Annotated in this window: 6 protein-coding genes; all 6 read right to left on the bottom strand. The window is 64.0% G+C overall.

Annotated features, from left to right (window positions below; all coding sequences use genetic code 11):
- Positions 1–184 precede the first annotated feature (184 nt).
- Positions 185–1,069, bottom strand: coding sequence for a sulfate ABC transporter permease subunit CysW (gene cysW, locus NKJ20_RS24040; protein WP_352621239.1), 885 nt, complete (start codon positions 1,067–1,069; stop codon positions 185–187).
- Positions 1,062–1,913: a sulfate ABC transporter permease subunit CysT gene (gene cysT / locus NKJ20_RS24045; RefSeq protein ID WP_352747487.1), complete on the bottom strand. Its 852-nt coding sequence runs from the start codon at positions 1,911–1,913 to the stop codon at positions 1,062–1,064. Before cysT ends, cysW begins: the two co-directional genes overlap by 8 nt.
- Before the next feature lie 18 nt (positions 1,914–1,931).
- Positions 1,932–2,960, bottom strand: a complete 1,029-nt coding sequence (locus tag NKJ20_RS24050; protein WP_023675840.1) for a sulfate ABC transporter substrate-binding protein — start codon at positions 2,958–2,960, stop codon at positions 1,932–1,934.
- Positions 2,961–3,178: 218 nt separating this feature from the next.
- Positions 3,179–3,865: a M15 family metallopeptidase gene (locus tag NKJ20_RS24055; protein WP_352747489.1), complete on the bottom strand. Its 687-nt coding sequence runs from the start codon at positions 3,863–3,865 to the stop codon at positions 3,179–3,181.
- Between the two features lie 54 nt (positions 3,866–3,919).
- Positions 3,920–6,025: a penicillin-binding protein 1C gene (gene pbpC, locus NKJ20_RS24060; RefSeq protein WP_502902828.1), complete on the bottom strand. Its 2,106-nt coding sequence runs from the start codon at positions 6,023–6,025 to the stop codon at positions 3,920–3,922.
- Between the two features lie 199 nt (positions 6,026–6,224).
- Positions 6,225–11,705, bottom strand: a complete 5,481-nt coding sequence (locus tag NKJ20_RS24065; protein WP_352747495.1) for an alpha-2-macroglobulin family protein — start codon at positions 11,703–11,705, stop codon at positions 6,225–6,227.
- Between the last annotated feature and the right edge of the window lie 165 nt (positions 11,706–11,870).

The following is an 11,870-nucleotide window of genomic DNA, read 5'->3' on the forward strand; positions in this document are numbered from 1 at the left end:
AGGGCCGGAAACCGCTCAAACTCCTTGCGCACGTTGGCAACGCGAACTTCCATGCAAATCCCTTTTGTAGTTGATGCATGCCGTTATCCCAAAACCGGTTCCCACTTTTGGGCGACATCAAATCTTTGTTTTATGCATGTCGTTGTCCAAAAACCGCTACACACTTTTGGGCGACATGCATTTGTCAGTGTCCGCGCGTCGCGGCGATCTCGGCGCCGTAGCGCATCTCGAGAAGTGTTTTCAAGACCAGCGTGACGAGCGCCAGGCCGGCAAGCAGCGAAGCGACGGCAAAGGCGGCGGCGGCATTGTACTCGTTATAAAGGATTTCAACATGCAGCGGCATGGTGTTGGTTAGCCCGCGTATGTGGCCCGACACGACCGAGACCGCGCCGAACTCGCCCATGGCACGGGCATTGCACAGCAACACGCCGTAGAGCAATCCCCATTTGACGTTGGGCAATGTCACGTACCAGAACGCCTGCCAGCCGTTGGCCCCGAGCGACAGGGCAGCCTCCTCGTCGCCATTGCCCTGTTCCTGCATCAGCGGGATCAATTCGCGGGCGACGAAGGGGAAGGTGACGAAGACGGTGGCCAGCACGATGCCCGGCACGGCAAACAGGATGACGATGCCATGCGCCTTGAGCCAGGCGCCGAGCAGGCCTTGCGCGCCGAACAGAAGTACATAGACCAGGCCGGAAATGACCGGGGAGACCGAAAACGGCAGGTCGATCAGTGTGGTCAGGAACGCCTTGCCCTTGAACTCGAACTTGGCGATCGCCCAGGCGGCGGAAATACCGAAGACGATGTTGAGCGGCACCGAGATCGCCGCGACCAGAAGCGTCAGGCGGATCGCCGAGCGCGTGTCCGGTTCGCTCAGCGCCTGTGTGTAGGCCTCGATACCTTTGGCGAAAGCTTCCTTGAAGACGATGATCAGCGGCAGGAGCAGGAAAATGCCGAGGAAGGCAAAGGTCACTATCATCAGCACGGTTCTCGCCGTGCGGCTCTCGGTCACCGCCGGCGACTGGCTTTCATGGTGCGGCGCGTAGGATTTGATCTCCGGGTCAGCCATAGCGCTTGCGGCTCCAGGTCTGCACCAGGTTGATGACCAGCAGCATGACGAAGGACAGCGCCAGCATGATCGCCGCTATCGCGGTCGCCGCGGCGTAATTATATTCCTCCAGCCGGATGACGATCAGAAGCGGCGCGATCTCGGATTTGAACGGCAGGTTGCCGGCGATAAAGATGACGGAACCGTACTCGCCGACGCCGCGCGCGAAGGCCAGCGCGAAACCGGTGACGATGGCAGGCGCCAGTCCGGGTAGTAGAACGCGGCTGATGATCTGGAAGCGATTGGCGCCGAGCGTGGCGGCCACTTCTTCTACCTCCTTGTCGATCTCCTCCATGATCGGCTGCACGGTGCGCACGACGAAGGGCAGACCGATGAAGATCAGCGCGATGACGATGCCGAGCGGCGTATACGCGACCTTAATGCCGAGCGGCGTCAGCAGGCTTCCGATCCAGCCATTCGGTGCGTAAAGCGTGGTCAGCGCGATGCCGGCAACCGCCGTCGGCAGCGCGAAGGGCAGGTCGACCATGGCATCGGCGATGCGGCGGCCTGGAAAGCTGTAGCGCACCAGCACCCACGCGACGATCGTGCCGAAGACGACGTTGACGGCGGCGGCAACGAAGGCGGTGCCGAAGCTGATTTCAAGCGCGTTGATGGTGCGGCGGTCGGTGACGATCGCCCAGAAGTCGGTCCAGCCGAGCGCCGCCGAGCGCCAGATCAGCCCGGACAGGGGGATGAGGATGATGAGGGTGAGGTAGGCAAGCGAGAAGCCGAGCGTCAATCCGAAACCCGGAATGACGCTCGGCTGCCTGAATCGCCACCTCGCCTTGGCGGGTGCTGTGGTCATGTCGTCCTGATCTAAATGCTACTGGGCCGGCTTGTAGATCTGGTCGAATATACCACCATCGCCGAAATGATAAGGCTGTGCCTTCTTCCAGCCGCCAAAAAGCGGGTCGTCGATGGTGATCAGCTTGATCTCAGGCAGCTTGGCCAAGTCCTCCGCCGGCACCAACTCGGGCTTCGAAGGGCGATAATGGTTTTTGGCGATGAGCGTCTGGCCTTCCTTGGAATAGAGATAGCTCAGATAAGCTTCGGCAACTTTCCGCGTGCCTTTGGCGTCGACATTAGCGTCGACCACGGCGACCGGCGGCTCGGCCAGGATCGAGGTCGGCGGGTAGACGATATCGAAATTGTCGGCGCCGAACTCGTCGAGCGCCAGATAGGCCTCGTTTTCCCAGGCGAGCAGCACGTCGCCCAGCCCTTTTTGCGCGAAGGTCACGGTTGCGCCGCGCGCACCGGTATCGAGAACCGGGACATGCGCATAGAGATTGCCGACGAATTCCTTGGTCTTGGCCTCGTCGCCGCCATCCTTGGCGCTGGCGTAGGCCCAGGCGGCGAGATAGTTCCAGCGCGCACCACCGGAGGTCTTGGGATTCGGCGTGATCACCTGGACGTCGTCCTTGACCAGATCGCCCCAGTCATGGATGCCCTTGGGGTTTCCCTTGCGGACGAGAAAGATGATGGTCGAGGTGTAGGGCGCCGAATTGTTTTCGAATTTCGTCCGCCAGTCGGGATTGATCCTCTTCGCTTTCGAGACAATGGCGTTGATATCGCCTTCGAGCGCCAGCGTCACCACGTCGGCGTCGAGCCCGTCGATCACGGCGCGCGCCTGCGCGCCCGACCCGCCATGCGATTGCTGGACGGTGACCGTCTCGCCTGTCTCGGCCTTCCAGTGGGCGGTGAAGGCCTCGTCGAATTGCTTGTAGAGCTCACGCGTCGGATCATAGGACACGTTGAGAATGGTGGTGTCGGCAAACGCGAAACCGAGCGTGCCGAACTGGACAGACGTGGCGACCAGTGCGCCGAGCAGTTTCCTGAAATGAGGTTTGGTCATTTCCGCCTCCGTTGAACTCGCGCCAAATCTACCGAATTGATAGAATTTAGATGCATTCAATGTTGCCTTTTTTGGCCTATTGAAGCAATTTTTCGCCTAGTTTCGGCGATGCGAGAAACTATTTTCCCGCATGGACCATGATCGCGCTCCCGACGCGATTATCTAGAGACGGCTAGCTCTTCGGCAATGGCTGCGTCGCGCCCGAAGGTTTCGGCCGGCTATTCGGCGGTAACGGGAAAGTTGAAGCGCTCTTTTGGAAACGGCTCGTTCTCCAGCGTGAAGTGCCACCATTCGCGGGCGTAATTCTTGAAGCCGCGGGCACGCATCGCCTCGACAAGTCTTTTGCGGTTAGCCGCCGCTTCACGGGCTATCGGTCGGTGAGCCGTTTCGCTCGCTGGATCGAAACAGTCGAAACCCGTGCCGAAATCGAGCGTGTCGGCATCGGTCGCGCCGCAGGCCGGTTTCGGAGCGCTCTTGCGGTCGGCTCGCGCGATCGCGACATCGACCGTCGATCCGCGCGAATGGGTGGACAGTTCGCCGATATAGCCCTTGGCGATGAGATCCTTGCGCTTGACCTTTGGGTACCATTGCGGGTCCGGTGGCCCGCTCGTTTTTGTCCATTCACGCATGTCGGAGACAGCCCGCGCAGGGCGATAGCAGTCGAACACGACCAGCGTCAGTCGTTCGGCGGCAATCGCTTTCTGCACTGCCGAAAGCGCTTGCGCCGCTTGCCTGGTGAGGACGCATACCGGCGCATCGTAGCCGCTTACCTTGCGATGCAGGAAATTTTCGAGGCCGGCATAGCGGATATCCTGCCGGATATTGGGATCGATGTCGGCTAGCCGAACAAAGCTGGCGGGCAGCGCGTCAGCAGACGCCGAGGAAATACCGGCGGCCGAAAGCAAGACGTAAAATCCAATCCCCTGAATCACCTGCCAGAAATTATTCAAGGGAAACTTTCACTCGACGAAAACCTTCACACTGGCCGCGCGTCCCGCCGCGTCGATCACGGTTAGGGTCGAATAGCCGGCGCCGTCCGGCTGCCAGGTCGCGGTGCGCCGCCGGTCGATGCCGACCAGCGGCTTGCCGTTGGCCAGCCAGCGGAATGGTGCGCGGCCGCCTTGCAGCTTGAGCACCAGCGGCGAGGCGTCGGCCGAGGAAGTGCCGAGATCGACGCGAGCGCCGTCGGGCGGAAAGATGATGGTTGGTGCAGGTTCGCTCGGCGTCGCCTGTACCAGCCCATCGGCGCCGGCGCCGAAGCGCGTCAGCGTCACCGGCAGCTCCTCGCGCTTCGGACGCCGGACGCCGGACGGCTGGCTCGGCAGCGGTACGGCGGCCAGGCTGGAACGGGCAAAACCTTCGAACAGGATGGGCGCAGCCGAGACATAGCCGGACAGGCCGGGCACCGCGCCGGCGTCGGGGCGGCCGACCCAGACGCCGAGCACGTAGCGGCCGTCGAAGCCGACCGACCAGGCGTCGCGATAGCCGTAGGAGGTGCCGGTCTTGTAGGCGATGCCGCGTTGGGCGGCACCCTGGGGAGGCTTGACGCCTGACAGGATGTCGGTGATCTGCCAGGTCGCCTGCCCGTCGAGGATGGTGGTGGTCGAGCGTTCGGCATTCGCCGGCTCGGTGCCGTCATGCAGCGTGTGTGCCTTGCCGCCATTGGCAAGGCCGGCATAGAGTTGGACCAGGTCGCGCAGGGTCACCCCGACGCCGCCGAGGCCGATCGCCAGGCCGGGCGCTTCGTTGACGGGCAGGATAGGGGTCACATCGGCCTGGCGAAAGCGTGCCATCAGCCGGGCCGGGCCGACCGCGTCGAGCACGCGGATCGCCGGCACGTTGAGCGACAATTGCAGCGCCTGCCTGATGCTGACATCGCCCTGATAGCCCATGTCGAAGTTCTTCGGCCGATACCCGGAGAAATCCGCTGGGCTGTCCTCGATCAGCATCTCCTGCGCCACCAGGCCTTGTTCGAAGGCGAGGCCGTAGATGAACGGCTTCAGCGTCGAGCCAGGCGAACGAACGACCTTGGTCATGTCGATCCAGCCCGAACGGCTGGCATCGAAGAAATCGGCCGAGCCGACCTCGCCAAGAATATCGCCGGTGCGGGCATCGGCCAGCACCATGGCCACCGAGAGGCGAGGGCCGAGCCTGGCGGCCGCATCCTTGGCCACCTGCTCCAGCCCTTCCTGGACACTCTTGCGGATCGTCAGTTGCAGCTTCTGGCCGGGAATGGTCTGGGACAGCATCGTATAGGCCGCATGGGCAGCGAGCGCCGGCAAGGTCCGCCGCAGCCCCGACACATCGTCGAGCGCGGCACGCGCGGCCTCACGTTCGCCGAGCAGGCCTGCCGAGACCATGCGGGTCAGCACGCGGTCGCGGGCGGCATGGGCGACGTCGAGGTTGCGGTCAGGGCGCCGCTTTTCCGGCAATTGCGGCAAAGCGACGAGCAGGGCCGCCTCCGAGACCGTCAGCCGTTTCGGCTCCTTGCCGAAATAGGCAAGCGAAGCGGCGCGCACACCTTCGAGATTGCCGCCATAGGGCGCCAGCGTCAGATAGCGTTCGAGGATCTCGCGCTTGGAAAGCCGCCGTTCGATCTGGAGGGCGCGCAGCATCTGCTTGATCTTCGAGCCGAGGCTGCGGCTGTCGCGCGGTTCGATCAGCCGGGCGAGTTGCATCGGCAGCGTCGAACCACCGGAGACGATATGGCCGCTGGTCGCGAACTGGCCGGCGGCACGCGCCAGTGCCAGCACGTCGACGCCTTGATGATCCCAGAAACGCTTGTCCTCATAGGTGACCAGCATGTCGACGAACTGCTTGTCGACCTGGTCCAGGCTGGTAGCGAGCCGCCAGTAGCCATCCGGCGTAGCGAAGGCGCGCAGCAGCTGGCCGTCTCGGTCCTGCACCTCGGTCGAGACCGCCAAAGCAGCCGGCAGCGGCGGCGGAAAAGCGCGGTCGAGCTGCCAGAGGGCGGCGGCGGTGATTGCAGCGAGACCGGCCAAGGAAATGCCCGTGATGGCCGCTCGGCGCAGGAATTTTCTGGAGAGCATGGCGCCGCCCCTCATCCGCCTGCCGGCATCTTCTCCCCGTTTAGTGACGGGGAGAAGGGGGCTGTCGCGACCCTTGGCGCCTTTTCTGCGACGTTAAAGTTCGGCGAAAACTTCGGCGCATGGCTCTTTCTCCCCGTCTCTATACGGGGAGAAATGCCCGGCAGGGCAATGAGGGGCAGCGCCATCGCCATATTCCTATCCGCCATTTTTTGCCTTACGGCGCCTTGATCTCCATCATGCCGGTGGCGGTGCGGGCCGAATATTGCGGCCGGTACATGTCCTTGATCGTTGCCGCCGGGTGGGCGTAGGTGCCCGGCGTCACCGCGCGCACGACGTAGGCGAGTGTGATGTTGCGGTCGCCGTCGCCGTCGTTGGGATTGAACGCCGCGACGAAACGGTCGTCGCGGAATTCGAGATGGGCGGCATCGGTCTGCGCCAGCCAGGAGAAGTTCGTCAATTGGGCGCTGGAGACCAGGCCCGGATTGTCGATCTCGAAGCCGGCCGGCAACAGGTCGGTGATCAGCAGTCGCGAAGGCCAGGTGTTCTGCTCGTAAACCTTGAGCACGACGACATAGCGTTCGTTCTGCTTGACCTCCGTCACGTTGGCCTCTGTGCCGTCTAGCTTGTAGTAGGTACGGCTGATGGTAAAGCCGTTGCCGCCGGCCGGCAGAGGCTGGATCGGCGAGGCCACGGTGGTGACGACCGCCTGCAGCGGATTTCTGCCGGTGTTGACGATGGTGAGCGGACTGTCGGCCAGGTCGCCACCGGCGATCTGGTCCGAATAGCCGCCGGCATGCGGTGCGCCGTTGACGGTCAGCGCGATCGAATCATTGCCGGCCTTCAGCGCGCGGGCCGCCAGCAGCATCCAGGACTCGTCCTGTGTGCTGGTCCACCTGGCGTCGGCGCGTTCCCTGGTTACTAGTTGGATCAGCGCCGGCACGATGGTCGGCACCGGCTTGCTTTCCGCGGCAAGCGCCAGGATCGCCGCGCCGTCGCGCAGTGGCGAGCCATAGTCGGACCGGTAATAGTCATATTCGGGCGTCGACTTGGCCAGTTGCAGCGCGGCCTGGAAGGTTGCCTCCGAGCGCTGGGTGTCACCGTAGAGGGCGAGAGACGCCGCCAATTGGGCGACGGCCATCGGGCTGGTAAAGGCTTCGAGCTGGGTGTCGGCATAATAACGCAGATCGCCGACCGAGGCCTTTTTGTTGCGGGCAAGCACATAGAGCGCATAGGCGATCTCGCTGCCGCGATCCTGGACGTCCTGATCGTAGCCGATCGCGTTCTGCAGATTGCTCAGCGCCTGGTTCATCGCCAGGGCCGGTACGTCGTATTTCTGCTCGCGCGCCCGGGTGAGGAAATCGGTGACATAGGCATCGAGCCACAGATCGCCGGAACCCGGACCCCACAGGCCGAAGCTGCCGGCCGAGGCCTGATAGCTCAGCACCTTGTAGATGGCGTCCTGGACGCGGCCATGCAGATCGGGGTCGCTGGCCATGCCGATGCCGGAAGCCATCTCGTTGACGTAGAGAAGCGGCATGGCGCGGCTGGTGGTCTGTTCGGCGCAACCATAGGGATAGCGGTCGAGCGTCATCAGCAGCGACGGTACGTCGAAGGCAGCCGCCTGCGAAACGCCGACGCTGACCGAAGCGCCATCGAGCAAGCTTGCCGCCAGCAGTTCCTTGTCGACGCGCAGCGCGCCGCCATTGCCCTTGAGGTCGACGACCATGCGGGTGGTCACCGGCAGTTGCGCCGGGCGCACCGGCACATAGAGCGTCTGCTCGACGGCGGTGCCGTCGGCATGCGCAAGCTTGATGGTGATCGAGGCGTTGCCCGCGGTCTGCGCAATCAATGGCACGGTCAGCGTCTGCCGCTTGCCTTTGGCCAGCGTCAGCTTTTCAGGCAAGGCGGCACTGCCGGTAGACAGGTCGCCCGTCGTGTCGATGGTCAGCTTGTAGTCGCCAGCGGGGCCGTCGGTGTCGGCGACGTCGAGCCGCATGACGGCGGAATCGCCGGGAGCCAGGAATCGCGGCAGGCCGGCGGTGATCACCACCGGATCGCGAACGATGACGTCGGACTGGGCATGGCCGACTGCTTCCTTTGTCCAGGCGACGGCCATGACGCGCACGGTGCCGTTGAACTGCGGTATGTCGAAGTCGATCCGCGCCTTGCCGTCGGAGTCGAGCTGGACCGGGCCGGAGAAGAAGGCGACCAGCTTTTCGGTCGGCGGACTGCCTTGCGATTGCATGTTGGCGCCGTCGCCGCCGGTGCGCAGCTTACCGGTTGTGCCCAGCGAGCCGTCGATCAGCCGGCCATAGATGTCGCGAACCTCGAGACCGAGCATGCGCTGGCCAAAGAACCAGTTCTCCGGATCCGGTACCTTGTAGTTGGTCAGGTTGAGGATGCCGACGTCGACGGCGGCGACCATGACATAGGCGTTGGTGCCGGGCTGCACGCCGGCTACGGCGACCGGGATCGACAGCTGCTGGCGCGGCATGGTCTTGTCCGGCGGCGCCAAGCTGACGGCAAGCTTCCGCGAGCCGGGATCGAGCTTCAGCCATTTGACGCCGATGGCGCGCGCCGGCATGCGTGTCTCTTGCGCATCGCCCGGCCTGAACAGCGTTGCCGTGACGTAGGCGCCGGCACCCCAGTCGTCGCCGACCGGGATGTCGACGGTGCTGCCGCCGGCCGGCACGCTGGCGGTGACGGTCTTCAGGAGCTTGTCGGCGCCGATGGTGACGAGCAGCTCGCCGGCAAAGTGCGGCGACACTTTGAGCTTGGCCACTTCACCCGCCGCATAGGTATCCTTGTCGAGGGCGATCTCGAGGCCGTCGGGCGTTTCGGTGGTGGTGGAACTGACATACCAGCCGGCGTCGAACTCGTAGCTGGTGGCCGGGCCTTCCGGATCCGCTGTCTCGATCTCAAGCCGGTAGCGGCCCCAGTCGACCGGCAGCGACACCGTCGCCTCGCCATCGGCGCTCAGGTGGACCTGGCCGTTGGCCACCGCCTTGGTGAAGGTGACCGGCTCATAGTTCCAGGAGTTGCTCGAGCGGTACCACTGGTAGCTACGCTCGACCTTGACCAGCGACCACTGCGCGCCCTTCAGCGCCTCACGCTTGCCGTCTGGGTCGACAGCGATCAGGCTGAACTTGGCCGTGCCGCCTTGCGGCACCTCGTCGTCGTCGAAATCCGGGCGGATGCCGATCATGTGGCCCTGCGGGCGGATGCCGATATTCAGCGAGCGCTCGACGGCACGGCCGCCGGTTTCACGCATCCTGACAGTGACCTTGGCATCGACCAGCTTGGTGGTGGATGGCAATTGATCGACGGAGACCGGGAAGGTCGCCTTGCCGACTTCGCCGACCACCGGCAGGCCGGTGAAGGGCGTCACCGTCGGTTCCGCCGACTGTTCGTCGGCCAGACCGAAGGAATAGCCTTTGAAGCGATCCCAGTCGCGGCCGGTCGACAGCGTCAATTCGCCTTCGAGCGCGAGGCCCGCGGCCGGCGCGCCGTAGAGAAAGCGGCCGTCGACGGTAATGTTGGCGGTCTCGCCCTGCGCGATCTCCTGCTTGTCGGAGGACAGGTCGAACTCGATGCGGTCCGGTACGAAGTCCTCGACCAGGAACATCTGGCTGGCGACCGCCGCCTGCTTGGGATCGGTATGGATCGCCACCGTCCAGGTGCCGCGCATGGCGTTGGGTTCCAGCGGCAGGTCGACCGCGTGACCGCCGGCCGATGCGCCGTCGCTGACGATGCGGCGGTCCTCGACGCCGTCGGGCCGCGAGAAGATGAAGGTCAGCGGCAGGTTCTCGACCGCCTTGGCGGCACTGTCGCGGGCAAGGGCTGCGACATGGACGTCCTCGCCGGCTCGGTAGATGCCGCGCTCGGTCCAGGCATAGACGTCGAGCGCGCCAGGTGCCGGCCGTCCGGCGACGCCACGGTCGGACAGGTCGAAGCCGGCACGGCCCATATCGAGGAAGACGAAATCGTCGTCGCCCTGTTTGGCCATCAGCACGGCCGGGGCCATGCCGCTGTCGCCGCGCGTCAGGCCGGGATTGAACACCGCCCGCCCTTCCGCGTCGGTGGTCGCGGTGCCGAGGATTTCATTGTTCCTGGCCAGCAGCGTCAGCTCGGCGCCGGCGATCGGCTTGGCGGTTGCGAGCGAACGGGCAAAGACGTTCAGCCCATCCTGTCCGGTATAGGTCGACAGGCCGATATCGGAGACGACGAACCATTGCGTGGCGTGCGAATCATAGTCGTCGCTGCGATCGTTGACGGTTTGTGCGGTCAGCACATAGACGCCGGGCTTGCGCTTCGGCAAAGCCTCGTCGATTGGGAAGGAGGTGGTGACTTCCTTGTTGAGGTCGTTGGCGATGTCGAGCTGGCCTTGCCAGACCGGCTCGCCCATCTGTTCGGAGATGTTCGAAATGTCGTAGCCGTCAAGCTGGCGCAGGAACTGATATCCCGAAAGAAGCTGGGCCAGCGAGCGGTCGCCGATGCGGAAGAGCTTCATTTCGGCGGCATTCATGTTGACGGTGACGACCGGTATGCCGCGGCGTGCGCCGGCGGGCAGCACGAAGCTGTCGCCGGTGAAGCGGGCCGAAGGCGCGCGGTCCTGCACGTAGATCGACAGGACCACCGGTGCCGCGGTGACCTCGCCAATGGCGGCCGGCAAGCCGGCGCGGAAGGTCACGTCATAATGTTGGCCGTGCTCGAGTCCTTCGACGCAGATCTGCTTGTCCTTGGCTTCGACGCCCTTGGGAGCGGCGTTGTCGACAGTAACGAACTGCGAGTAGTCGACGCCGGTCTTGACCAGTTCCTCGGAGAACTGCGCGCAGATGCGTGGCGCGCTGGTGTCGGCATCGACGGTATGATCGATGACGCGGAAGCCCTTGCGGGCCTTGAGATCCTGATAGGCGGCCCTGACTGCCGGCGAATTGACGAGAGCGAGGCTCGCCTCGTAGGCCTGCAGGGCCGGCCTGTAGAGATCGCGGCGATCAAGGCCGTCCCCGAGCAGCGCCAGCACGTCGGCGCGCGTCTTGGTGGTGCGCAGCAATTTGTAGGCGTTGAAGGCGGCGGAAGTGGCGTTCGCCGGTAGGGTCGACGGCTCCGAGCTGTTGGCGGTCGGATGGACGGCAAGCGTTTCGCGCGCCAGCTCGAGCCAGAGCTGGCCATCATCAGGCAACACCGAAACCGCCGCTTCGTATTTGTGCATGGCCGAGCGATGGTCGCCCGTCAGCGCCGACTGTTCGGCGGCGGCCCTCAGCGCCGTCAGCCCCTCGGTCGGCTTGGTGTAGGTCGGGCCGGTGAGCTTGTTGCGGTATTGCTGGGCCTGGTCGGCCATCCAGTTGGGGAAGAAGGCGAGTTCGGGTGGCGCGCCGATGTCGGGATCGCCATCGATGTTGACGATCTTGCCGGCGACGGCGCCGCCGAAGGGTTTCAACGAATTGTAATCGGATTTAAGGAAGCACCATTTGGCCTTGAGGTTGTAGGTGAAGGCGCGGCAGGCCGGGTCGCCGAGGCAGGTGGTCTTGCACTGGTCGAGGCTGACATTCTGGTCGGATCTGAGATCGAAACCGAAATAGTCGGAATTGTCCGATGTCACCACCCGCCGGGCTTCGGCCGCTTGCGCGACACCGCTCCAGGCAAAAAAGAGAAGGAAAAGAATTGATAGACCACGAGCCGCGCGCATTGCCATAAACCCCTCCAGACAAGTGCTTACGTCCAGAAATCTTCAAGCTTCAGTCGCGCTTGTCAACATCGGGACGCGGCAGGATCCGCCTGCCAACGGTTTGCTTTCCGGCCGGTGACCGGTAGTAGCTCCATAGGACAGGGGATCACGCTTTCTTGCGGCGACGCAGAA

Source organism: Mesorhizobium sp. M0185, from assembly GCF_040322175.1.
GTDB lineage: Bacteria > Pseudomonadota > Alphaproteobacteria > Rhizobiales > Rhizobiaceae > Mesorhizobium.